Source organism: Telluria sp. ZT3P25 (genome assembly GCF_059685895.1).
Window position 1 is genome coordinate 708,674 of record NZ_JCASIJ010000001.1, and the last position, 24,323, is coordinate 732,996.

Below are 24,323 nucleotides of genomic sequence, written 5' to 3' on the forward strand. Positions count from 1 at the left end.
TTGTCGTCATTTACAAGATAGGAATCAACATGGTCGCATTAGTCATTGCTGAACACGACAACGGCTCCCTGAAGGGCGCTACCCACCACACCGTTACCGCAGCTGTTCAGTGCGGCGGCGATGTGCACATCCTGGTTGCCGGTTCGGGTTGCGGCGCCGCTGCCGAAGCTGCTGCGCAGATCGCGGGCGTTTCGAAAGTGCTGGTCGCCGACGCGCCGCACTTCGCCGACGGCCTGGCCGAGAACGTGGCCGAGCAGATTCTGGCGATCGCCGGCAGCTACTCGCACATCCTCGCGCCAGCCACCGCCTACGGCAAGAACATCCTGCCGCGCGTGGCTGCCAAGCTCGACGTCGCGCAGATTTCCGAAATCACCAAGGTCGATTCGCCCGACACGTTCGAGCGCCCGATTTACGCCGGTAACGCGATTGCCACCGTGCAGTCGAGCGACAGCGTGAAAGTCATCACCGTGCGCGGCACGGCGTTCGATTCCGCAGCCGCTGGTGGTTCGGCCGCCATCGAAGCCATCGCTGCCGTGGCGGACGCAGGTACGTCGAGCTTCGTGGGCCGCGAGCTGGCCAAGTCGGATCGTCCGGAACTGACCGCCGCCAAGGTGATCGTCTCGGGTGGCCGCGGCATCGGCTCGGCCGACAACTTCAAGATCCTCGAGCCGCTGGCCGACAAGCTGGGCGCGGCCATGGGTGCATCGCGCGCCGCCGTCGACGCCGGCTTCGTGCCGAACGACTGGCAAGTCGGCCAGACGGGCAAGATCGTCGCGCCAACGCTGTACATCGCCGTCGGTATTTCCGGCGCGATCCAGCACCTGGCCGGCATGAAGGACTCGAAGGTCATCGTCGCCATCAACAAGGACCCGGAAGCGCCGATCTTCTCGGTCGCCGACTACGGCCTGGTGGGCGATCTGTTCGAAGCCGTGCCGGAACTGGTCAAGGAACTGGGCTGATCGCCAGGCGCGGCGTCGTTGTACGCCGCGCCGACAGCCGCCAATGACGCCGTTCCCGCCTCTGCAGGAACGGCGTTTTTTTTGCATAAGAATTTATTCAGGAGACAATGGTGAGCTACAACGCCCCGCTGAAAGACATGCAGTTCGTGCTGACCGAACTGGCCAATCTGGCCGAGATCAATGCGCTGCCCGGCTGTGAAGATGCGACGCCCGATACCGTGGAAGCGGTCCTGGAAGAAAACGCGAAATTCTGCCGCGACGTGATCGCGCCGCTGAACCGCGTGGGCGACAAGGACCCGAGCTACTGGAAAGACGGCTTTGTTACCACGACCAAGGGCTTCCGCGAGGCGTTCAAGGCGTACGCCGAGGCCGGCTGGCAGGGCGTGCAGCATCCGCAGGACTTCGGCGGGCAGGGCTTGCCCAAGCTCGTGGCCACGCCCTGCATGGAAATGCTGCACGGCGCCAACCTGTCGTTCGCGCTGGTGGCACTGTTGTCCGATGGCGCCATCGAGGCCTTGCTCACCGCTGGCTCGGACGCGCAAAAGGCGCGCTTTCTCGAGCCGCTGGTGTCGGGCCGGTGGACCGGCACCATGAACCTGACCGAGCCGCAGGCTGGCTCGGACCTGGCCGCTGTGCGCACCCGCGCCGAGCCGCAGGGCGATGGCACCTATAAACTGTTCGGCACCAAGATCTACATCACGTATGGCGATCACGACATGACCGAGAACATCGTGCACCTGGTGCTGGCGCGCACGCCTGACGCGCCACCGGGCGTGAAGGGGATCTCGCTGTTCATCGTGCCCAAGTTCATGATCAACGACGATGGTTCACTGGGCGCGCGCAACGACGTTGCCTGCGTCTCGATCGAACACAAGCTGGGCATCAAGGCCAGTCCGACGGCCGTGCTGCAGTTTGGCGACAACGGCGGCGCCGTCGGCACGCTGGTCGGCGAAGAAAACCGTGGCCTCGAATACATGTTCATCATGATGAATGCAGCGCGCTTCGGCGTGGGCATCCAGGGCGTCGGCCTGGCCGAGCATGCGTACCAGGGCGCGGTGGCCTTTGCCAAGGACCGCGTCCAGTCGCGCGACGTGGCCGGTTCGAGCGGCCCGGTGACGATCATCCACCACCCGGACGTGCGCCGCATGCTGATGTCGATGCGTTCGCAGACGGAAGCCGCGCGCGCGCTGTCGTATGTCGGCGCGGCACTGTCCGACCTGGCCCATCACCATCCCGACGAAGCCACGCGCACGGCCAACCTGGCCATCTATGAATACCTGGTCCCCGTCATCAAGGGCTGGGCGACCGAGATGAGCGAGCAGGTCGCACGCGACGGCGTGCAGGTGCACGGCGGCATGGGCTTCATCGAAGAAACGGGCGCGGCGCAGCACTACCGCGACGCCAAGATCCTGACCATCTACGAAGGCACGACCGCGATCCAGGCCAATGACCTGGTGGGTCGCAAGACGGTGCGCGATGGCGGCGCCGTGGCCAAGGCGCTGATCGCCCAGATCCGGGATGTCGAACGCCAGCTGGGCGAGGCGCAGAACGCCGATTTCACGGCGATTGCGCAGCGCCTGCAAGAGGGCAGCGCGGCGCTCGAGCAAGTGGTCGAGTATGTGGTGGCCAATATCAGGACGGACGTGAAGGCGGTGTTTGCCGGCAGCGTCACGTACCTGAAGCTGGCGGGCATCGTGCTCGGCGGCTGGCAGATGGCGCGCGCCGCACTGGCGGCGCAGAAGCGCCTGGATGCCGGGGAGGGCGATGCCGCCTTCTACCGCGCCAAGATCGGCACGGCGCGCTTCTTTGCCGACCACATCCTGTCGCAGGCGCCGGGGCTGCGCACGTCGATCGTCGATGGCGCAGCGGGCGTGCTGGCGCTGGAGATCGAGCAGTTCTAACGGAACAGTTCGCGTTGCCCGTAACAAAAAGGCAGCCCGCGGGCTGCCTTTTTTTACCCGTACGCGCCACCCGTGTACACCACGTCCGACAACCGTGCGATCGTCCCGATCAGCACGGTCGTCGCCACCAGCATCGTGATCACCAGCAGCAGCACCAGCACCCAGTTCGAATGCGTCTGCTGCCCGCTGTGCGTGTTGTACGCTGCATCCCACTTCTCATCCGGCGTCAGCCCGATCACCAGCGCCTCGACAAAGCCGGCGATGTACGACACCAGCAGCGGCAGCACCATATAGAACGGATGCGGCTTGACCGCGCCGTACAGGATCCCCATGACCGGCAGGCAGCACAGGTGCAGCAGACCGATGCGGTCCGCGCCCGGTTTCAGATAAAAGCGGTGAATGCCGAAGCCACCCAGCAGCAGGGCGAGCAGGGTGGCGACAGTCTTGTTCTTGTGCGCAGCAGCCATGGATGTTGTCAATCGTTCAGGAAAGCCAAAGTATCGTCCAGATTGGCGCGAATGGCACGCTTTCGGCGATTGGCAGCGTATTCCAGGGCATTAGGGCAGATGGCTGGTAGCGGTCTGGCGCGAAATCGGTGATAATGGTTGATTCTCCTGGGACTGCGCGCCCTGTATCATTAACGCTTGCTGCTGTTCGGTGTCGCGCGCTATAATCGTCGACTTTCTCCGTCCAGAACAACTTTTTCGGAAATATTATGGTCGTTATTCGTTTGGCTCGTGGTGGCGCAAAAAAGCGTCCGTTCTTCAACATCGTTGCAACTGATTCGCGCAATCGTCGCGATGGTCGTTTCATCGAGCGTATCGGTTTCTACAACCCGATGGCATCGGGCGCTGAAGTCAGCCTGCGTATCGCTGCTGACCGTCTGGCTCACTGGGAAGGCGTTGGCGCGCAACTGTCGCCAACCGTCGCTCGCCTGGTCGCCCAGCAAAAGCCAGCTGCTTAATTTTTATTAAGCAAGGTACGCAGGTTTGAACGATTCAGCAGCAAGCAACGCCGGTATGGGGACTTCGGTTCCCGCCGATCTGGCCGAAGTGGGGTATGTGTCCGGTGCTTATGGCATCGTCGGTGGCATTCGTGTCACGCCGCACTCTTCTGATGCCGATGCGCTGCTGAGCGTGAAAACCTGGTGGGTCAGCAAGCCGACTCTGCACGCCGTCACGGTGCGCAGTGCAAAACTGCATGGCGGCGATGTCGTCGCCACGCTGGTCGGCCTGCAGGGCCGCGATGCTGCTGAAGCGCTCAAGGGCGCCACGGTACAGATCGCACGCAGCGCGTTTCCCGCGCTCGAAGAAGATGAGTATTACTGGTCCGATCTGATCGGGCTTGACGTGGTCAACCTGCAGGGCGAAGCCCTGGGCAAGGTGGCCGACATGATGAGCAATGGCGCGCAATCGATTTTGCGCATCGTGCCGGTGCCCGATCCGTCGTCAGACGAGAAGGCCCCTGAGCGCCTCGTGCCGTTCGTCGACCAATTCGTCAAGACTGTCAGCCTCGACCAAAAACTGATTACCCTGGACTGGGGTCTCGATTTTTGAACCCGTCCACGTGGGCTTGAGATCCGATGCAATTTGACGTCGTGAGCTTGTTCCCGGAAATGTTTGCCGCATTGACGCAGTCCGGGGTGACCCGCCGTGCGTTCGAGCAGCAACGCTGGGGCTTGCATCTCTGGAATCCACGCGATTTCACGCAAGACCGTCACCGCACCGTCGATGACCGCCCGTATGGCGGTGGTCCCGGCATGGTGATGATGGCACGGCCGCTTGAAGCGACCATCAATGCCGCGAAGGCGCGCCAGCAAGACCTCGGTCTGCCCAGCCCGCGCGTGGTGTTCATGTCGCCGCAAGGCAAGCCACTGACCCACGCCCGTGCGATGGCACTGAAGGACGAGCCCGGTCTCGTCATTCTGTGCGGTCGCTACGAAGCGGTGGACCAGCGCCTGCTCGATCGCTGCGTCGATGAGGAAATTTCTCTCGGCGACTTCGTGTTATCGGGCGGCGAACTGCCGGCGATGGCCCTGATGGACGCCGTGGTACGCCTGATTCCCGGCGTGCTCGGCGACGATGCATCGGCCGTCGAAGACAGTTTCGTCAACGGCTTGCTCGACTCGCCGCACTATACGCGGCCTGACGTGTACGAAGACATACCGGTGCCACCTGTCCTGATGGGTGGCAACCACGCCGAGATCGTCAAGTGGCGCCGCCAGCGCATGCTGGAAGCGACCTTGTCAAAACGGCCGGATCTGCTGGACGCGGCGCGCAGCGCTGGCCAGCTGACCAAGAAGGACGAACAGTTTCTGGCAGGGTTGGTCAAACCTGCCGAATAAGAATTTTGCGTTGCAAGACGCGTTACGAATATGCGTTGCAAGACGCATGCAAAAGCGGGCACGTTGCCCGTTGTTCAACCCCATCCTCTACTGGGCGAAGGTAGCGCCGGCAAGATGGTTTATGGAGTCATAAAAATGAATCTGATTCAACAACTCGAGCAAGAAGAAATTGCGCGCCTCGGCCGCAAGATCCCTGATTTCGCACCTGGCGATACCGTTATCGTCAGCGTCAACGTCGTCGAAGGCACCCGCAAGCGCGCCCAGGCATACGAAGGCGTCGTGATTTCCCGTCGTAACCGTGGCCTGAACTCGAACTTCATCGTTCGCAAGATCTCGTCCGGCGAAGGCGTCGAGCGTACGTTCCAACTCTACTCGCCGCTGATCGCTTCGATCGAAGTCAAGCGTCGTGGCGATGTGCGTCGTGCGAAGCTGTACTACCTGCGTGAGCGTTCGGGCAAATCGGCGCGTATCAAAGAAAAACTGCCACAGCGTCGCGTCAAAGCAGCGCCAGCAGCTGCAGCTGAGTAATAGCCATCGTGCGCAAGCACTTTTGCTAATAAAAAGGCATCCGCAAGGATGCCTTTTTTACTATCCGCAGCGTTATTGAAAGAACGTTATTTTGGCCAAGCTCGTGTTCGACCCCACCCAGTTGCCCGTGATTAGTCTGGCCGGCGAGGCCGCAGTGGCGCCGGCTCGCCTGCATCCAACTGCGCTGCGCCAGCGCTTTGCGCAAACCCTGGCGTGGGAACCGGAAATCTCGACCGAGACCGACGACCGTCTGGCCGCGCCGTTTCGGCGTGCCGCCGTATTGATCCCGCTGGTCGAGCGGCCAGAAGGCGTGACGGTCCTGCTCACGCGCCGCACCGACCACCTGACGAGCCACGCTGGCCAGGTCAGCTTTCCCGGTGGCCGTTCGGAAGACTACGATTCGTCGCCGATCGAAACCGCGCTGCGCGAAACCGAAGAAGAAATCGGCCTGTCGCGCCACCGGATCGAGATCATCGGCGTGCTGCCCGACTACGCCACCATCAGCGCGTACCGCGTCACGCCGGTCGTGGCCCTGGTCGCGCCACCGTTCACGTTACAGGTCGATCCGGGCGAGGTTGCCGAAGCTTTCGAGGTGCCGCTCGCCTGGCTGATGGATGGCCAGCATCACCAGCGGCGCGAAATTGCGCTGCCGCAGGGCGGCAGCCGCGCCTTCTACACGATGCCGTACGAGCGGTATTTCGTCTGGGGTGCGACGGCCGCGATGCTGCGCAACCTGTTCCATTTCTTGCGGGCGTGAAAGGGTGTCGGTACCCGAAATTTGATTCTGGCGTGCTTCTCCGCTATCGTATCGGGGCAGTCGTATTGCCATAACAAAAAAGGGTTCCTGAATGACATTCTTTTCCATCCTGTGCGCGCTGCTCATCGAGCAACTGAAACCGCTGCGCGCGGACAACCAGGTGTACGGCGCCATCAAGGCATTGGCCATTCGCATCGAAACCTGGTTCAACGCCGGCGAGCAGACCAATGGCCGCATGGGATGGTTCCTGATGATGGGGGCGCTGATGCTCCCCACCTGGATCATTCACTGGGTGTTCATGTACTACAACCTGGTGTTCCTCGCGTTCATCTGGAACGTCCTGATCGTCTACCTGACGATGGGGTTTCGCCACTACAGCCATTTCTTTACCTCGATCCAGTTCGCGCTCAATACCGGCGACGAGGCGCGTGCGCGTGCGCTGCTGGCCGAATGGACGCGGCTCGACACGGTCGGCATGGACAGCACCGAGATCACGCGCATCGCCGTCGAGAAAGCGCTGATCACGACCCACCGCAATGTATTCGGTGTGTTCTTCTGGTTCCTGATGCCACTGGGGCCGGCCGGCGCCGTGATGTACCGCGTCTCGGAATACCTGTCGCGTGCGTGGAACGAGCCGGACCACATGCGCAACGAAGCGTTCGGCGAGTTTGCGGCCAAGGCGTTTTACTGGATCGACTGGATGCCCGTGCGCCTGACGGCGGTGGCGTTTGCCGTAGTAGGCAATTTCGAAGACGCCGTCTATGCGTGGCGCAATTTCGCCAACCGGTGGGTCGATGAAGCGCGCGGGATCATCCTGTCGGCGGGCGGCGGCGCGATGGGCGTGCGCCTTGGCACACCGAATGAAAATGCCCCACAATTGCTGCCGGCGGACGCCGCCATGGTCGACATGAGCGACAGCGATGCGGATATCCTGCCGGGCGAAGAGCCGACGATCCGCGCGCTGCAAAGTACGGTGGGCCTCGTGTGGCGCGCCGTGATTCTGTGGATGATTCTGCTGTTGCTGACCTCGAGTGTGGCCTGGCTGCGCTAGGGCGGGAGCAGGGCGGCGCCCTGGTTCTCGTCCTCAGGTCTTCTATAAGATATAATAGTGGCTTCACTTAGCCCCTCAGGACTATGACCGATCTAGCGCAGACAAAGGACGAGGAACTCTCCGGAGAATTTTTTGTCCTGGGCATGACGAACAACGGCAAGCAATTCCGCCCGAGCGACTGGGCAGAGCGCCTGTGCGGTGTGCTGGCGGCGTATTGCCCCGGCACCGGCGGGCCCAACGCCCACCTCAAGTATTCGCCCTACGTCTACCCGACGCTCGTCAATGGCATCAAGGCCGTCGTGGTCAACCGCAAGCTGCAACAGATCGAGCCGCTGGCTTATCACTTTGTGCGCAGCTTTGCGACCGACAACGACATGCAGATCGTCGAAGCCTGCTTCGTACCGCTGCCCGGCGAGCAAAAACCCCGGACCTGAACCTGCAGCACCTCGCCACTGGCGCCTCGATCATCTCCAGGCGCCAGTGTTGCTTTGGGGTAGCCTCGAATTTCCCTGTATTTTGCCCCGCATCTTGCCCCGCATCCTGCCCACCCTAGCGCGTTAGTACGCGTCCAATGCCGCCTGTCAACCAGTCAACCGGAGGGGCATGACGGGCTGGCCCGTCTGCTACCATGCCGGTCGCAGGCGGGACGGTTGGCGTCCTGCCCCAAGGATGGGACATCATGGATTCAAAGAACAAATTGCGCGGCGTGTCCGCGCATGTCGCTGCACTGTGCCTGGCGCTGATCACCATTGCGCCTGCCGGCGCCCAGACAGCCGTCAAGGCGCCCGCTGCCAGCGCCGCCAGTGCTGCCAGTGCTGCCAGTGCCGCGCTGCCCAAGGGCGTGACCCTCGGCCCGGCGGTCGAAGGGATCACCGAATACCGCCTGGCTAATGGCCTCAAGGTACTGCTGTTTCCGGACGCCTCGCGCCCGACCGTGACGGTCAACATGACCTATATGGTCGGCTCGCGCCACGAAAACTACGGCGAGACCGGGATGGCGCACCTGCTCGAACACCTGCTGTTCAAGGGGTCGACGAAGAACCGCGACATCACGAAGCAGTTCTCCGAACGGGGCATGCAGTTCAACGGCACCACGTCGCTCGACCGCACCAATTACTATGAAGTGTTCCAGGCCTCGAAAGGCAATCTGGACTGGGCGCTGCAGATGGAAGCCGACCGCATGGTCAATTCGTTTGTCTCCGCCAAGGACCTGGCGTCCGAGATGACGGTCGTGCGCAACGAGTTCGAAAGCGGCGAAAACCAGCCGGGCAACGTGCTGTTCAAGCGCATGCAGAGCATCGCCTATGACTGGCACAGCTACGGCCGCTCGACGATCGGCAACCGCAGCGACATCGAGAATGTGCGCATCAAGAACCTGCAGGACTTTTACCGCACCTACTACCAGCCGGACAACGCTGTGCTGCTGGTGGCCGGCCAGTTCGAGCCGACTGCCACGCTGGCCAACATCCAGCGCCTGTTCGGGGCGATTCCGAAGCCGAAGCGCGCCTTGCCCGTGTTCTGGACCGAAGAGCCCACCCAGGATGGCGAGCGCAGCTTTACCGTGCGGCGCCAGGGCGACATGCAGTTCGTCGCGGTCGGCTACAAGATTCCGTCCGACCTGCACCCGCAGGCCGAAGCGCTGGGCTTCGCCTCGCAGATCATGGGGGATGCACCCAATGGCCGCCTGCACAAGCTGCTGGTTGAAACCGGCAAGGCCAGCCAGGTGTTCAGCTTCGGTCAGACCGGGTATGCGCCCGGCCTGCAGTACTTTGGCGCCGTGGTCAAGCTGGGCGAGCCGATCGAGCCGGTACGCGAGGCGTTGATCCAGGCCGTCGAAGAATTCGCCAGCAAGCCGCCCACGGCCGAGGAACTCGAGCGCGTGCGCCGTTCGTGGCTCAACACGATCGAGCGCAGCCTGAACGATCCGCAGGCAGTGGGCGTGGCGCTGTCCGAGCCGGCGTCCCTGGGCGACTGGCGCATGTTTTTCGTCAGCCGCGAGCGTGTGCAGAAGATGACCGCCGAGGAGATCGCCGCCAGCGCCGGCCGCTACTACCTGCGCACCAACCGCGTGACCGGTACGTTCATTCCTGAAGAATCGTCGAAGCGCGCCGTGCTGCCAGCCGCGCCGGCCGTGGCCGACGTGCTGAAGGACTTCAAGCCGGCCGTGTCGAACCTGGTAGCGGAAAACTTCGACCCGAGCCAGCAGAACATCATGCAGCGCACGACGGTGACGACGGCAGGGGGCGTGAAGCTGGCGCTGCTGCCGAAAAAGAACCGCGGTGAAACCGTCACGGTGGACCTGCGCCAGCACTTCGGCACCGAACAAAGCCTGTTCGGCAAGGGCACGATCCAGGGCCTGACGTCGGCGATGCTGATGCGCGGCACGACGCGCTACACGCGCGCCGAACTGGCCGACGCCTTCGACAAGCTCAAGATGACGGGCGGCCCGACGCATTTCCAGACCACGCGCGAACATCTGCCCGAAGCACTGAAACTGGTGGCACACGTGCTGCGTGAGCCGGCATTCCCGGAATCGGAATTCGAACAGCTGCGCCAGCAGATCCTGGTGGGACTGGAAGCGAGCCGCAATGAACCCGACAGCGCCGCCGCGCGCGCCATGGCGCTGCACTTCAACCGCTATCCGAAGGGCGATGTGCGCCATGCGAATTCGCTCGAAGAAGACGTGGCCGAGGTCAAGGCGGCGCGCCTGGCCGACCTGAAAACGTTCCATGCGGACTTCCACGGCGCCCAGCCGGCCGAGATGGCGATCGTCGGTGACTTCGACGCGGCCCAGATCACGCCGCTGGTGAACACGCTGTTCGGCGCCTGGCGCGCTCCGCAGCCGTTCGCACCGGTGCTGACCGACTACGCCGATGTGGCGCCGCTCGCGCGCATGCTCGATACGCCGGACAAGGAAAACGGGTCCTACACGGCGCGCCTGAACGTGGATCTGAACTTCGAAGACCCGGACTACCCGGCCCTGATGCTGGCCAACTATATCTTCGGCGAAGGGGGCCTGAAGTCGCGCCTGATGGACCGGATCCGTCAGAAGGACGGGCTGTCGTACGGCGGCGGCTCGAACCTGATGGCGGGAACGCTCGACCGCTCCGGCGTGTTCTCGATCGGCGCCATTGCCGCACCGCAGAACCTGGCCAAGCTGGACGCGGCGGTGCGCGCCGAACTGACGCGCGCGGTCAAGGAGGGCTTCACGGCCGAAGAACTGGCCGGCGCCCGTTCGGGGATGATGCAGCAACGCCTGCAGACGCGCACGAACGACGCCGCGCTGGCAGGCAGCTGGACCTCATACCTGTACCGCGGCAAGACCTTCCTGTGGTCACTGGAGCTGGAACGCAGGCTGAATGCGGTTACATTGCCCGAGCTGAATGCGGCGTTTCGCAAGGCGATCGATCCGGCAAAACTGTCCGTCGTGATGGCTGGCGACCAATCCAAAGTCGGGGAGCCGGTCAAACCGATAGTCGCTATGCCCTAACTGCAACAGATACCCGTCATAAATGCCCGGAAGTGTGACGCTGGGGGAAGCATGCGTTAAAATGTTTCCTTCCAGAATTAAAGTATCACCCAGGGAGCATCATGAAGGGCATCAGCAAATTGCCGCCAGCGAGCGGCTTGTCGTTCACCGGCAAGGTCGTCCTGGTCACTGGCGCCGCCAGCGGCATCGGTCGCGCCATCGCCTTGGCCTTCGGCCGCGCAGGCGCCTGCGTGGTCGTGGCCGATATCTCGATCGAGGGCGGCCACGCGACGGCCGGGATGATCGTCGAAAACGGCGGCAAGGCGCTGTTCGTGCAGAGCAACGTCACGCGCGCGTCCGAGGTCGAGGCCCTGGTGGAAAAAACCATCAATTACTACGGGCGCCTGGACATTGCTGTCAACAATGCCGCAGTGGACGAAGAGCATCACCCGCTGGCAGATGCCGACGATGAGCGGTTCGACCGCATCATGAACGTCAACGTCAAGGGTGTCTGGCTGTGCATGAAATACCAGCTGCGCCAGATGCTCAAGCAGGGTGGCGGGTCGATCGTCAATATGGCGGGCGTTGCCGGCCTGGTGGGCAGCCCGAACCATGCGATCTACAGTGCCAGCAAGCATGCGGTGGTGGGCCTGACCAAGAGCGCCGCAGCCGAGTACGCGCGTGACGGCGTGCGCGTCAACGTGCTGTGCCCGGCAGCGGTAAAAACGCCGATGCTGGCGCGCGCGATCGAGCGCGACCCGGGCATCGAGAAAAAACTCAAGGCCGCCCACCCGATGGGCCGCTTTGCCGAAGCCGGCGAAGTCGCGCAGGCGGCCTTGTGGCTGTGTTCGGACATGGCCTCGTACGTCAATGGCCACGAGATGGTCATCGACGGCGGTTATACGGCCGTCTAGGTTCGCCATCGGCGTGCACTCCTTGGTGCACGCTGATGGCGCCGGGCTTACTTGGGCCGTGGCTGCTTGAGGTTCTGGCTGGCCACGGCGACGCGCCCGGCGCGCACTTCGCGCACGGCAGTCGCTACGGCGCGCGCGACGTTGCGCGCTTCTTCCTGCACCGCATGGTCGGCGTCGAACGTCTCGTGGCTGTCGGCATACGATTCGTAATAGCCGATAAAACGGTTGAGCTGCCCGAAGCTGCCCGAACTGATCAACCCCATCCATTCCAGCCAGTCCGACAGCGAGCGGCGTACGCCCTCGATCCCGGCCACGTCGCCGTGCACCACGAGGCCGAACGCGCGTCCGGCCAGGTGCTTCGGATAGTCCCAGCCGTCGCGTTCGATCTGCTTGGCGATTTCGGCCTTCTTGCCCTGCGTCGAGGATGGGTCGGGATTGCCGCCGTCCGCGCAGACCAGGCGGTCGATCATCTGCTTGAGCACGCCTGGCGTCTGGTACCAGTAGACGGGCGTGATGATGATGACGCCATGCGCCAGCACCCAGCGTTCGTAGATCTCGTTCATCCAGTCATTGACCTGGCGCTCGGCATGGTTCGGGTAGCAGCTGCATGGCCAGTGGCACAGCGGCATGGCGGTCGAGACGCAACCCTTGCACGGGTGGATGTGGCGGTCGTAGTCGGAGTTGATCAGGCTGAGGTCGAGGATGTCGGCCTCGATGCCATCGGCTTCGATGATCTCGCGCGCCATCTCTGACATGCGCCAGCTTTTCGAGATTTCGCCGGGGCAGGTGCCGTCGTTGCGGGCCGACGCGTTGATGACCAGGATGCGGCTCTTGGTGTCGGGATTCTTCTGGTGTTTCTCGGCCTCGAGCAGGCGGTCGCGCGCGGCTTTCCAGTCGATCGACAGGTCGTAGTCGGGATCGGCAAAGCCAGGGCCGGCTTTCACCGTGCGTGGGGCCTTGCGGCCGTCCTGGTAAGCGTCCCAGGCGACCGCCTCAATGGCGGCCAGCTCGTTTTCGAGCGCGTCGTAGCCAGGGTCCTGGAAGGTGCGGCGAAATTGCAGGTGGAATTCGTTGCGCCCCAGCTTGGCGGGCGCCTGGCCCTTGCGTACCGTTGTCATCATTTCTCCCATGTGAATGGGGTGATTATCGCGAGGACTGGTCAAAGGCTGTGTTCGCACGCGCACACTGAATGGCGAATCGGTGCGACGGGCAGGGCGACTGTAGGTGCGTTCACGCACGGCGCGGCCCGTCATGCCTGTTTACGCTGGAACCACAATGTAATGGCCCGTGGCGTCACCGCCAATAACCCGTAAAGAGCAAAGGAATAACATGTCAATGGAATCGAAAAAAGCAGTGCTGCACCGCATGGTCACCCCGGAACATATCTGTCCGTTCGGCGTCGAGTCACTTGAATTATTACAACAGGCCGGTTACCAGGTTGAGGATCATCAACTGACGACCCGTAGCGAAGTAGATGCCTTCATGGACGCCGAAGGTGTCCAGACGACGCCGCAGACCTATATCGACGGAAAGCGCGTCGGTGGGTACGACGAACTTGTCCAGTTGTTAGGTCAGAAGTAAACAGCAACCGGCTGGTGGGGCAGCGCGATGAATGTCCGCTGTCCCACCAGTCCGTCAATGCCGGCAGAGCCTGTGCCAGACATGAACCTGGATGTCCGCTCATAGCCGCTCGGCGAACTCCGCAATCATGGCACGCAGCCAACGCTGGGCAGGATGACCATGATGACGCTCATGCCATAACATGCTCACCGAAAAGCCGGGGACTGGAAAGGCGCAATCGACGGCGTCGAGCATCACTGCAGCATCGCGCACCAGGCGTTCCGGTACCAGGGCCACAAGGTCCGACTGCGCAACGATGCCAGGCACAAACAGGAATGACGCCGCCGACAGCACCACCTTGCGCTGGTGCCCAAGCGCAGCCAGCCCGCTATCCAGAGCCGTCGAGAACGTCCCGCCATCGAGTGACACGATGACATGCTCCAGCGTGCAGAACCGCGCGACTGACATCCCGGGGCCCAACTCTGGATGACCACGCCTGCCGATCAACACGTAACGCTCGTCAAACAAATGACGGCTGCGAAGACTGCCTTGCGCCTCGCCTGGCGTCATCAGCGCAAGATCAATGTCGCCCTCAGCCATTTTTGCTTCCAGCCCGTTCGGATCGAGATGGTGCAAGGCGACTCTTACGCCGAGAAAACGTTGACGCAGCATTAACACGAACGGCTGCCCGAGCACAGCCTGCACATAGTCCGTGCAGGCGATGTTGACGTCGAGCGCGGCCGTTTCCGGCTCGAATCGATGGTGCCCGGCCACAGTCGAGCGCAGCTGGTCCAGCGAGTGACGCAGTGGCTCGAGCAATTCGAGTGCCTTGCTGGTAGGCGCCATACCGCGCTGCATTGGAATTAACAGGGGATCATCGAACAGCGTGCGCAGGCGACGCAATTGTGCGCTGACTGCCGGCTGGCTCAGGTGCAAACGCTGGGCCGCTCTGGTGACGTTCTGCTCGATCAGCAGCGCTTCCAACGTCACCAGAAGATTGAGGTCAAGTGAGGTTTTGGTATTCATCCGATGGATGATAGGTCAAAAACAATGTGATTTCACGGATACCGTGGGGCCGCTCACACTGGCGAACTCCCATCACTCTTGCAGGAAGCGCTGATATGCCCTCAACGACCAGAAAGAACGTGCTGCTCGTGTATGCACACCCGGAACCGACCTCGGCCACCCGTCACCTTGTGGAGATTGCCATTCAAACCCTGGAGGCGCAGGGACACACCGTCATGCTGTCCGACCTGTACGGGATGGGATGGAAGGCTGTGTTTGACGAAGGCGATTTCCCGATCCGCGTCAACCCCGAACGTCTGGCGTTCATCGACGAGTCGGGCCATGCCTATGCGACCGGCAGCCAGACGCCGGACGTCGAACAGGAGCAGGCGAAATTACGCGCCGCCGATGCCATCATCCTGCTGTTTCCGCTCTGGTGGTTCGGCATGCCGGCGATTATGAAGGGCTGGATCGACAGGGTCTGGGCGTTCGGCCTGGCTTACGGTTACCAGGGCGCGGGCAACACGTATCGCTACGGCGAAGGCGGGTTCGCCGGCAAGCGTGCCATGCTGGCCGTCACCGTTGGCGGACCGGAAATCGACTACGCAGCTCGTGGCATCAATGGCCCCCTCGAGCAGCTGCTGTTCCCCATCACCCATGGCACCCTGTTCTTTCCCGGCATGCAGGTATTGCCAACGTTTGCCACCTACAACGCTGCGCGCATCGACGCCGGGCGCATGGCCTCCATCGAGTCCGCATGGCGAACGAGCCTGCGCGACCTGTTCGATGCTGCCCCCATTGCGTTTCGCACGCAGAACGGTGGAGACTATCCCGACCGGCACGTGCTGGCTGAGGAGGTCATGCCTGGGAGAACCGGGCTGGAAGCGCATATCAAGGCGTGAGCTTCCGCAAGCGTGACGACACTCAAGATACGAATCATGAGCGGAACTCATCGTTTGATGAGTTAACATCACTTTTATTCATTCCACAGCGTGGGCATACTGCATCGGGTTGGGCACACATGTTGTGCTCTCTACCCCGGAGCACCTGGCTATGAAGAATGAAGATTTCACATTTGCGATCAAGACGGTCCGTTTCGACGAACATTACCGTCCGGCGGATGGCACGCGTATCACGACCAATTTCGCCAACCTGGCCAGAGGCGAGCACCGTCAGGACAATCTGCGCAAGGCACTGCAGATGATGGACGCGCGTTTCAATGCGCTGGCCCATTGGGACAATCCCAGGGGGGATCGTTATTCTCTCGAACTCGATATCGTCTCCGTCGAGATGTCATTGGGGGGCACAGGACGTGGTGATGCGTTCCCGCTGATCGAGATCTTAAAAACCAGTATCGTCGATCGCGAGACCAACGAGCGCATCGACGGCATCGCAGGCAATAACTTTTCCTCGTATGTGCGCGATTATGATTTCAGCGTGCTGCTGTCGGATCACAACAAGGATCGACAGGAATTTGGCGTCCCGGATAACTTTGGCGACCTGCACGGAAAGCTGTTCCATTGCTTCCTCGACTCGACGGCCTACAAGGACAATTTTGGCAAGCCGCCCGTGATCTGCCTGAGTATTTCAACCAACAAGACGTACCACCGCGCCGAACATCAACATCCTGTATTGGGTGTCGAATACCTGCAGGATGCCCCTTCGCTGACCGATCAATACTTCAGCAAGATGGGGCTGCGGGTGCGCTACTTCATGCCGCCCGATAGCGTTGCGCCACTGGCATTCTATTTTGTGGGCGATCTGCTGTCGGACTATACCGATCTTGAACTGATCGGCACCGTCAGCACCATGGAGGCGTTCCAGAAGATCTACCGGCCCGAAATCTACAACGCCAATTCTTCGGCGGCCAAATGCTTTCAGCCGAAATTGAAACACCAGGATTACTCATTGACGCAGATCGTGTATGACCGGGAAGAGCGTAGCCAGCTCGCCGTCAAGCAGGGGAAATTTGCTGAAGAACACTTTATCAAGCCATACCAGCCGATCCTCGAGCGCTGGGCGGCCAGCTACACCCTCTGATCACCAAACATATAAAGCCACCTGATATGAAAAAATTGTTGCCCACTTCAACCGCTGGCAGCCTGCCGAAACCCGCCTGGCTCGCACAACCAGAGACGCTCTGGTCGCCCTGGAAACTGCAGGACGAGGAACTCGCCGAGGGCAAACAGGATGCGTTGCGTCTGTCCCTCGACGACCAACAGCAGGCTGGCATCGATATCGTCAGCGATGGCGAACAGACGCGTCAGCATTTCGTCACGACCTTTGTTGAACACCTGGACGGTGTCGACTTCGAGAAACGCGAGACCGTCAGGATCCGCAATCGTTACGACGCCAGTGTACCCACCGTGGTTGGCGCCGTGAGCCGCCCGAAGTCAGTGTTTGTCGACGATGCCAAATTCCTGCGTCGGCAAACCAGACAGCCGATCAAATGGGCCTTGCCTGGCCCCATGACCATGATCGACACGCTCTACGACAGCCACTATAAAAGCCGTGAAAAGCTGGCCTGGGAATTTGCGAAAATCCTGAACCAGGAAGCGCGTGAACTGGAAGCAGCCGGCGTCGACATCATCCAGTTCGACGAGCCTGCCTTCAACGTGTTTTTCGATGAAGTCAACGACTGGGGTATCGCCACGCTGGAACGGGCCATCGAAGGCCTCAAATGTGAAACCGCCGTCCATATTTGCTACGGCTACGGCATCAAAGCCAATACCGACTGGAAAAAGACTCTGGGGTCGGAGTGGCGGCAATATGAATCCATCTTCCCTCAGTTGCAAAAATCGAATATCGACATCGTCTCGCTGGAGTGCCATAACTCGCATGTCCCGATGGATCTGCTGGAACTCATTCGCGGCAAGAAAGTCATGGTCGGTGCGATTGACGTGGCAAGCAATAGTATCGAAACGCCGGAAGAAGTTGCCAACACCCTGCGCAAGGCGCTCCAGTTCGTCGATGCCGACAAGCTGTGCCCTTGCACCAATTGTGGGATGGCGCCTTTGCCACGCCACATCGCGCGCGCCAAGCTGGCGGCATTGAACGCCGGCGCCGACATCATCCGGCGCGAACTCTCGGCCTGACCATGTGACGTTTTAGTTTGCTGATGCAGAGTCGGGCACGCCAAGGCGTGCCCGCTTTCAGTAATGTATTACGCTGACGAATACACAATTATTCACCTGTCCAGAACGTTCGCTTCTGGACATGCTGCCTGACCGTCTCCACCATCCCAGCGACCCACGCAGCGTCTTCAACTATCTGACGTTGTAAGCGTGTACGTCCTTGTGCTCCCAGTCCCTCGGTTTGGAAGCGACAGTACTCATTTTTGATCCACCTGCCCATGCGCGAAAATCATGTTGATTTTTAATCTTGCAGAAGCTGCAAGATTAACGACGACCGTTGGCGCGTAATCGCGTAATTACAACTCTATCCTGCTATTAATCGCTGATATTTTTTCCCTGAGGCAATTTTGTGCTTACAATCGGATGGAGATTATTCTCATCGGGTTGCACGGATTGTGTCCTGCTTCCGGTATTCCTGGTTTCTACTCCCCCGACCAACGGGGCAGACTCCTGACACACTTCTTACAGCGCACAACCATGAATATTTCAAATTTTAAAATTGGTACCCGACTGGCCGCCGGCTTCGGCATCGTACTGGTCCTGCTGTTGGTAGTGGCGGCGGTTACGGTCATTCGGATCCAGAACATCAATGTCGCTACCAGCAAAATGCTCGACGACCGCTACGTCAAGGTGATGCTGGCCAAGTCGATACAGGATGAGGTCAACGTCCAGGCGCGGTTCATTCGCAACGCCACCATCGGTGCCAATGATGCGGCAGAGCTCAGTGCGTCGCTGGGCAAGGTCGATGCGTCAGTTCAAAAGAACACTGAGATGATGGAACAATTGAAGGGCATGATCAATACCGAAGAAGGCACGCGCATGTTTGCTGCCATGACCGAGGCGCGCAGCGGCTATGGTCAAGCGCGGGACGCCGCCATCAAGCTGTTGCGCGATGGTCAGGCCGAAGCCGCTGGCCAATACGTACTGAAAGACCTGCGCCCGCCACAAACCAGATTCTTCGATTCTCTGAAAGCGATGGTTGCACTGCAGGAGCGGTTGATGCAGGAATCGGGCGAAGAAGTACGCGCCAACACGAGCGCCGCTTTCATGTCGACGGTCGTGTTATCAAGCATTGCCTCGTTGACCGCCATCATCATCGCAGTGGTCATCACGCGCTCGATTACCATCCCCGTCAACCGTGCGGTGGAAGTGGCACGCACGGTGGCAGCGGGGGACTTGACCAGTCGCATCGTGGTCACCACCAAGGACGAAATCGGCATGCTGCTCGCGTCGCTGGGCGAGATGAACGACAACCTCAAGAAAATCGTTGGTGAAGTGCGTAACGGCACCGAGGAAATCGCATCCGCTACAACTGAAGTCGCGACCGGCAACATGGACCTTTCTTCACGTACTGAACAGCAGGCCAGTGCGCTGGAAGAAACCGCATCATCAATGGAAGAATTGACGTCGACCGTCAGGCAAAACAGTGAGAATGCCCGCGTGGCCAACCAGCTGGCGCAATCGGCCACAGCCGTAGCCGTACGGGGCGGTGATGTCGTGTCTCAGGTCGTCTCGACAATGGAATCGATCAATACGTCCGCCAGCAAGATTGTGGACATCATTGCGGTGATTGATGGTATCGCTTTTCAGACAAACATCTTGGCGCTGAATGCTGCAGTAGAAGCGGCGCGCGCTGGCGAGCAGGGCCGGGGCTTTGCAGTGGTGGCATCGGAAGTGCGCAACCTGGCGCAACGGTCAGCCAGTGCTGCAAAGGAGATCAAAGTACTGATTGGTGCCTCGGTCGACCGAGTCCAGGACGGAAACAAGCTGGTAAGCACCGCCGGCGAGACCATGAGCGAAGTAGTAGAGAGCGTGCGGAAGCTGACTGCCATTGTTGGCGAAATTACGACTGCCGGCCGAGAGCAGGAAACGGGCATCGAGCAAATCAACGAAGCGATCACATCGATGGACTCGGTAACCCAGCAAAACGCGGCACTGGTGGAAGAGGCCGCGGCCGCCACATCTGCCCTGCAGCAGCAGGCGAGCAAACTCGCACAGGCTGTGAGCATATTCAAGCTGGATGAGCCGGTTTCAGCCATGGCCGCACCGGTACGCAAAATCACGCGGCAGGTAGCGACAGCAAAACCGGCAGACAAGTCGCTGGTACTGGCGGCCAGCGCGCCCAAAGCCGCACCGGCTGCCAGGGCGACTGGTACGACCCCTGCAACCAGCGTTACCAAGGCGCACAAGGACCTTGAGTGGGAAGAGTTCTGATGAAACTTGCTGGGATTCTCATCCCGGCAAGAATGCCGCGCGCCAGACACTGTCGCAGCAATTCTCTCTCCAGGAGCGTGTCGGCCTAGCTGGTTTCCGGAACTAGCAGGGTGACAAACTAGCAGGGTCAAACAAAAGTCAAACTAGCAGGGTCAGGTCTGACATTCAGACACAAGCTCAACAAGAAGTCTGTTTATGAACGCCCTGTGAATGGGTTAAGGAAGAGTCCGTGTCCAAATGTCAGACCTGACCCCGGCTTTAGACAAACTAGCAGGGTCAGGTCTGACATTCAGACACAAGCTCAACAAGAAGTCTGTTTATGAACGCCCCGTGAATGGGTTAAGGAAGAGTCCGTGTCCAAATGTCAGACCTGACCCCGGCTTTTGGCATGAAAAAAGCGGGCCGGGCTCAGGGCCCGGCCCGCTTTCACGGGTCCATCGACAGCGGCAGTCTTACTTCTGCTGCTGCAGCAGCACCAGCCAGTACTTGGCCAGGTCGCCCGCACCGCCGCCGCCCTTGACGGTCTGGAAGGTCGAGATCGCGTCGGCTTTCTTGCCAGCGCGAACTTGTGCCATGCCGAGGCGCAGCTTGGCTTCTTCAGCGTTCTTCAGGCCGCCCTTGGCGATACCTTGCTGGATGAAACCGACACCCTTGTCGCCCTGGTCCATGGTCGCGTACGCCCAACCCAGGTTGACCAGGCCAGCGCCGGTCTTGGCCTTGGCCGCGCCTGCTTCGCCGGCAGCGATGTTCTTGGCATCGTCCGCCGCGCCCTTGTTGGCCTTGTCACGCAGCGCGCTGTGGGTCTTGGCATTGGCGCCTTTGCCCAGCACGCCTGCGGAGTAACCGGCATCCATGGTTTTCTTGGCTTCGGTCGGGAAACCGTCACGCAGCGACAGTTCGGCCAGGTCGACGTATTCCTCTGCCGCCATCTGCTTGACGGCAGCGGCTTCCAGGCGATACACGTTGATCATGTTGGTCTGCGCATCGAAGCCCGACTTGCGTGCGACGCCGCGGTTGAGCAGGTCGGTCCAGAAGTCGTCGCTCGGGTAGTGGGCGACCAGCTTTTCCAGTGCGACCAGGTAACCGGCATCGTCCTTGACCTTGTTGGCCGACGAGGCCAGCAGGCGCAGGTCTTCTTCGCTTGGCTTCTGGCCGGCTTTTTCGGTGGCCTCGATCGCTGGCAGCAGTGCGGTCTTGGCGCTGGCGTAATCGCCGCCCAGGTAATAGGCGCGGGTCAGTGGCGCGGCGACCTTTTCAGGCGTCGGGCTTTCTTTCTGGTAGCGCTTGAACCACTCGATCGCCTTCGGGTAATCCTTGGCGTTGTAGTGCATGTTCGCCAGGGCCTGGATGAAGTCGGCCTGCTCATTCGGCGCCAGGCGGCCCGATGCGATGACGGCTTCGAGGGCCGGGATCGAGATGGCGTTGTCGTTCGTTGCCGAACCCAGCGACAGCTTCATGCGGTTGACGACGTAGTCTTCATACGGCGTACGGTTCGGGAACGCTTCGGCCTGCGTCACGCGGTTCTTGATTTCGGCGTAATTCTTTGCATCCATCAGCGGCTTGATCTGCGCCGGGTCGAGCAGCTTGAACAGCTCTGGACGGACGGTGTCCTTCGGCGCTGCAGCGGCGGCGGCGGCAGGCTTGTCTTGTGCGTGGACGGCAGGAATCACGGCAGCGGAGCTCAGGCCGACGGCGGCCAGCATCAGGCAGAGGCGGGCGAGACGGAATTGGGACATTGGTTATCCTTCTATCTAGACAAAAAATATACGAAATGTGCGTTTTGCAATATAGCAAAAATGCCAAGCTCGGACAAAAAAGTATTGTCCCATACATCCAGCATTTTCTGGATTGGCAATTGTGCCGCAGCACGGGCTACCGTGCCCGTGTCGTTACATCGCGTTACTTTGCCGTTGTCACGGCCCGTCAAAACCCGGTACCGGGCAGACGCCTGGCGCGTCGATCTCGCCCGCCAGCCAGGCCACGGTCGCGGCCAGTGCGGGCGGCGCGAAGCCATAAGTGAGCAGCGCGGGGCCCGGGAAGTCGAGCGCCTGATACGGGTTCCACAGCGCCAGGTGCAGGTCCGGCCGCCAGGTGGCGCAGGCCTGCGGCCCGTAGCGGCGGCGCGCGGTCGAGGCCAGGATCGTGAAACGGCCGTCGGCCGGCAGCACGGCCCAGTCGAAGGTCTCGCTGTCGGCAAAGGTCACCAGATCGACGTCATACAGCTGTGACAACGCTGCCGCGATGCTGGCAGCCGGTACGCCGGCTTCGGACACGCCATCGCTGATCACGTCGGCGCGCGCGATCAGGCGTACACGGGCGCCACGAGGCGGGCGCTGGGGCGAGCGCAGTGCTGTCAGGCCGGCGCGCCAGGCGCGCGCCATCAGAGCGCGATCATCCGGTTCGGCCGCGTAGGTGACCGTGCCGGCCGGATGCGCGTCGGCCAGTTTGCCAAGGCGCGCCAGGCGCGCCTGCACGGCGGCCAGTGGCAGCACGTCGTCGCGGATCGCGGCGGCGATCGCCTGCACCGTCTCGATTTGCGTGGCACGCGTGCCGATGGCCATCACCATGTCGGCGCCGGCAACCAGCGCGTTGACGGCAGCCTGGCCGACGCCGTAGCGGTGCGCGATCGCAAGCATGTCCATGCCGTCGGTGATGATCACACCGTCGTAGCCGAATTGCTCGCGCAGTACCCCGGTCAGGATCGCATGCGACATGGTGGCCGGATTGGCGGGGTCCAGCGCCGGATAGACGATGTGGGCCGTCATCATGGCCGGTGCATGGGGCGCAGCAATGCGAAACGGCGCGAACTCGAAGCGTTCGAGGTCGGCGCGCGTTTTGTCGACGTACGGCAGGTCGCGGTGCGAATCGACATGCGTGTCGCCGTGGCCGGGGAAGTGCTTGACGCAGCAGGCCACGCCTTCGCGCTCGCTGCCTTCCATCCAGGCCAGCGCAATGCGCGTCGCCTGCTCGGGATCGGCGCCGAACGAGCGCTCCGCGATCACCGGATTGTGCGGGTTGTTGTTCAGGTCCAGCACCGGCGCGAAGTTCCAGTTGAAGCCCAGCGAGCGCACTGCGCGCGCCACGGCTGCGCCGACCTCGCGCGCCAGGTCCGGATCATTGGCCGCGCCGAGCGCCATCGCGCTTGGTGGGGCCGGCACCCAGGTCGAGCGCACGACGGCGCCGCCTTCCTGGTCAAGGGCGATCAGGGCTTGCGGGCCGATCGCGTCACGCAGCGCGCCCGTGAAGCGGGTCAGCTGCGCCGCGTCGACCATGTTCTGGCGGAACAGGCAGGCGCCGCGAATGCGGTAGGTACGCAGGAAGGCGTCGGTCTCGGCATCGAGTTCGGTGCCGAACAGGCGCACCATCACCAGTTGGCCGGCCAGGTCGAGGTAGTCGTTCATGGGTGAAATGAGGGCGAGATTCGGGCGGTTAGTTCGTCTTGGTGACTTTGCTCAGATGGCGCGGCTGGTCGGCATTCATGCCGCGCGCCGCCGACAGCCGGGCCGCCATTGTATAAAACGCCTGTACCGCGACGATCGGGTCGAGGTCGGGGATGGCGGCGGTGGGCAGCGTCAGGTCGCGGCTGGCGATATCGGCTGGCGCCGCGAGCAGCACGCGCGCGCCCCGTGCACGCATGTCGTCGGCCAGCGCCACCAGGCTGGCCTGGGTCGGGCCGCGCGTCGCGAAGATCAGCAGCGGATAGCCGTCCTCGATCAGCGCCATCGGGCCATGCTTGATCTCGGCGCCCGAAAACGCTTCGGCCTGCAGCGCCGAGGTTTCCTTGAACTTGAGCGCCGACTCGAGCGCCAGCGGGAAGCTGATGCCGCGGCCCACCACCATGATGTTGCGCGCCGGCGCCAGCACGTCGATGGCGGCCAGCCAGTCGCCGTCCTGGCCGAAATTGCGGGCGGCGCGCAGCGCATCGGGCAGGGCGGCGATGCCGTCCTTCAGTTCGGGGTCGTTCTGCCAATCGGCGACCAGGCGCGCGCCGGCCACCAGGCTGGCGATGAAGCTCTTGGTCGCGGCCACGCTCTGCTCTTTGCCGGCATGCAGCGGCATGGTCCACTCGGCGGCTTCGGCCAGCGGCGAACCGGCATCGTTCACCAGTGCCACGGTGACGGCCCCGCCGGCGCGGAAGTACCGCATCGGTTCGACCACGTCGGGACTCTGGCCCGATTGCGAGATCGCGATGGCCAGCGTGTCGCGCGCGATGATCGGCGACTTGTACAGCGTAATGAGCGACATTGGCAGCGACGTCACCAGGCGGCCCATGCGCGACATGATCAGGTAGGCCAGGTAGCCCGACGCATGATCGGAGCTGCCGCGCGCCACCGTGACTGCGCTGTGCAACCGGGTCGCACGGAGCTGTTCGCCCAGCGCGGCGTAGCGGTCGGCATCCTGCGTCAGGGCGTGGGCGATGCAGTCGCCGGACGACAGCGCTTCTTGCAGCATCAGCGATTCGGAACCGTCAGGGGTGGCGGGCATGG

At 61.8% G+C, this 24,323-nt stretch carries 22 protein-coding genes; 16 read left to right on the forward strand and 6 right to left on the reverse strand.

Annotated elements, in window-relative coordinates:
* The first annotated feature begins 29 nt into the window (after window positions 1-29).
* Together AC56LY_RS03115 and AC56LY_RS03120 are read left to right on the forward strand one after the other, a co-directional pair.
* Window positions 30-959 (forward strand): electron transfer flavoprotein subunit alpha/FixB family protein, encoded by a 930-nt coding sequence (locus tag AC56LY_RS03115; RefSeq protein ID WP_499576536.1) that lies wholly within the window; start codon window positions 30-32, stop codon window positions 957-959.
* A 110-nt stretch (window positions 960-1,069) separates the two neighbouring features.
* On the forward strand, window positions 1,070-2,860 hold the full coding sequence (locus tag AC56LY_RS03120) for an acyl-CoA dehydrogenase (protein ID WP_499581936.1): 1,791 nt from the start codon (window positions 1,070-1,072) through the stop codon (window positions 2,858-2,860).
* A gap of 53 nt (window positions 2,861-2,913) precedes the next feature.
* Here AC56LY_RS03120 and AC56LY_RS03125 read toward each other — a convergent pair whose 3' ends face one another.
* The gene (locus AC56LY_RS03125; protein ID WP_499576539.1) at window positions 2,914-3,327 is read right to left on the reverse strand and encodes an NINE protein; all 414 of its coding nucleotides are present in this window, start codon (window positions 3,325-3,327) and stop codon (window positions 2,914-2,916) included.
* 248 nt (window positions 3,328-3,575) lie between these two features.
* On the opposite strand from AC56LY_RS03125, the gene rpsP reads away from it, so the two are divergent.
* The 9 genes from rpsP to AC56LY_RS03170 all read left to right on the forward strand — a co-directional run bounded on the left by rpsP (window position 3,576) and on the right by AC56LY_RS03170 (window position 11,923).
* Window positions 3,576-3,824, forward strand: a complete 249-nt coding sequence (gene rpsP / locus AC56LY_RS03130; protein WP_258836218.1) for a 30S ribosomal protein S16 — start codon at window positions 3,576-3,578, stop codon at window positions 3,822-3,824.
* Window positions 3,825-3,879: 55 nt separating this feature from the next.
* Window positions 3,880-4,416 carry a ribosome maturation factor RimM gene (rimM, locus tag AC56LY_RS03135; RefSeq protein ID WP_499576544.1) on the forward strand — a complete coding sequence of 179 codons (537 nt, stop codon included), beginning with the start codon at window positions 3,880-3,882 and terminating at the stop codon, window positions 4,414-4,416.
* A gap of 26 nt (window positions 4,417-4,442) precedes the next feature.
* Window positions 4,443-5,204, forward strand: coding sequence for a tRNA (guanosine(37)-N1)-methyltransferase TrmD (trmD, locus tag AC56LY_RS03140; RefSeq protein WP_499576546.1), 762 nt, complete (start codon window positions 4,443-4,445; stop codon window positions 5,202-5,204).
* 135 nt (window positions 5,205-5,339) lie between these two features.
* Window positions 5,340-5,732 (forward strand): 50S ribosomal protein L19, encoded by a 393-nt coding sequence (gene rplS / locus AC56LY_RS03145; protein WP_183553473.1) that lies wholly within the window; start codon window positions 5,340-5,342, stop codon window positions 5,730-5,732.
* A 91-nt stretch (window positions 5,733-5,823) separates the two neighbouring features.
* On the forward strand, window positions 5,824-6,489 hold the full coding sequence (locus AC56LY_RS03150) for a CoA pyrophosphatase (RefSeq protein ID WP_499576548.1): 666 nt from the start codon (window positions 5,824-5,826) through the stop codon (window positions 6,487-6,489).
* Between the two features lie 91 nt (window positions 6,490-6,580).
* On the forward strand, window positions 6,581-7,540 hold the full coding sequence (locus AC56LY_RS03155; protein ID WP_499576550.1) for a CobD/CbiB family protein: 960 nt from the start codon (window positions 6,581-6,583) through the stop codon (window positions 7,538-7,540).
* 83 nt (window positions 7,541-7,623) lie between these two features.
* The gene (locus AC56LY_RS03160; protein ID WP_499576554.1) at window positions 7,624-7,974 is read left to right on the forward strand and encodes a DUF3579 domain-containing protein; all 351 of its coding nucleotides are present in this window, start codon (window positions 7,624-7,626) and stop codon (window positions 7,972-7,974) included.
* 245 nt (window positions 7,975-8,219) lie between these two features.
* Entirely contained in the window at window positions 8,220-11,030 is a 2,811-nt protein-coding gene (locus tag AC56LY_RS03165; RefSeq protein WP_499576558.1) for a M16 family metallopeptidase, read from the forward strand.
* Between the two features lie 101 nt (window positions 11,031-11,131).
* Window positions 11,132-11,923, forward strand: a complete 792-nt coding sequence (locus tag AC56LY_RS03170) for an SDR family oxidoreductase (protein WP_499576561.1) — start codon at window positions 11,132-11,134, stop codon at window positions 11,921-11,923.
* A 47-nt stretch (window positions 11,924-11,970) separates the two neighbouring features.
* Here the strand turns inward: AC56LY_RS03170 and AC56LY_RS03175 are convergent, their stop codons facing one another.
* The gene (locus AC56LY_RS03175) at window positions 11,971-13,044 is read right to left on the reverse strand and encodes a flavodoxin family protein (RefSeq protein ID WP_499576563.1); all 1,074 of its coding nucleotides are present in this window, start codon (window positions 13,042-13,044) and stop codon (window positions 11,971-11,973) included.
* A 214-nt stretch (window positions 13,045-13,258) separates the two neighbouring features.
* On the opposite strand from AC56LY_RS03175, the gene AC56LY_RS03180 reads away from it, so the two are divergent.
* The gene (locus AC56LY_RS03180) at window positions 13,259-13,504 is read left to right on the forward strand and encodes a glutaredoxin domain-containing protein (RefSeq protein WP_499576566.1); all 246 of its coding nucleotides are present in this window, start codon (window positions 13,259-13,261) and stop codon (window positions 13,502-13,504) included.
* Window positions 13,505-13,603: 99 nt separating this feature from the next.
* On the opposite strand, the gene AC56LY_RS03185 is transcribed toward AC56LY_RS03180, so the two are convergent.
* Complete coding sequence (locus AC56LY_RS03185; protein ID WP_499576567.1) at window positions 13,604-14,509, reverse strand: LysR family transcriptional regulator; 906 nt, start codon at window positions 14,507-14,509, stop codon at window positions 13,604-13,606.
* 95 nt (window positions 14,510-14,604) lie between these two features.
* Here AC56LY_RS03185 and AC56LY_RS03190 point away from each other — a divergent pair, with 95 nt between their 5' ends.
* From AC56LY_RS03190 to AC56LY_RS03205, 4 genes are all read left to right on the forward strand, one after another.
* Window positions 14,605-15,390 carry an NAD(P)H-dependent oxidoreductase gene (locus AC56LY_RS03190; protein ID WP_499576569.1) on the forward strand — a complete coding sequence of 262 codons (786 nt, stop codon included), beginning with the start codon at window positions 14,605-14,607 and terminating at the stop codon, window positions 15,388-15,390.
* Window positions 15,391-15,541: 151 nt separating this feature from the next.
* Entirely contained in the window at window positions 15,542-16,528 is a 987-nt protein-coding gene (locus AC56LY_RS03195; protein WP_499576572.1) for a DUF1852 domain-containing protein, read from the forward strand.
* A gap of 26 nt (window positions 16,529-16,554) precedes the next feature.
* Window positions 16,555-17,583 (forward strand): methionine synthase, encoded by a 1,029-nt coding sequence (locus tag AC56LY_RS03200; RefSeq protein WP_499576573.1) that lies wholly within the window; start codon window positions 16,555-16,557, stop codon window positions 17,581-17,583.
* 516 nt (window positions 17,584-18,099) lie between these two features.
* Window positions 18,100-19,836 carry a methyl-accepting chemotaxis protein gene (locus tag AC56LY_RS03205; protein WP_499576575.1) on the forward strand — a complete coding sequence of 579 codons (1,737 nt, stop codon included), beginning with the start codon at window positions 18,100-18,102 and terminating at the stop codon, window positions 19,834-19,836.
* A 452-nt stretch (window positions 19,837-20,288) separates the two neighbouring features.
* On the opposite strand, the gene AC56LY_RS03210 is transcribed toward AC56LY_RS03205, so the two are convergent.
* From AC56LY_RS03210 to AC56LY_RS03220, 3 genes are all read right to left on the reverse strand, one after another.
* Window positions 20,289-21,572 carry a tetratricopeptide repeat protein gene (locus AC56LY_RS03210; RefSeq protein WP_499576576.1) on the reverse strand — a complete coding sequence of 428 codons (1,284 nt, stop codon included), beginning with the start codon at window positions 21,570-21,572 and terminating at the stop codon, window positions 20,289-20,291.
* Window positions 21,573-21,749: 177 nt separating this feature from the next.
* Window positions 21,750-23,237, reverse strand: coding sequence for a glycoside hydrolase family 3 protein (locus AC56LY_RS03215; protein ID WP_499576577.1), 1,488 nt, complete (start codon window positions 23,235-23,237; stop codon window positions 21,750-21,752).
* A 28-nt stretch (window positions 23,238-23,265) separates the two neighbouring features.
* Complete coding sequence (locus AC56LY_RS03220; protein ID WP_499581938.1) at window positions 23,266-24,321, reverse strand: SIS domain-containing protein; 1,056 nt, start codon at window positions 24,319-24,321, stop codon at window positions 23,266-23,268.
* Window positions 24,322-24,323: the final 2 nt, after the last annotated feature.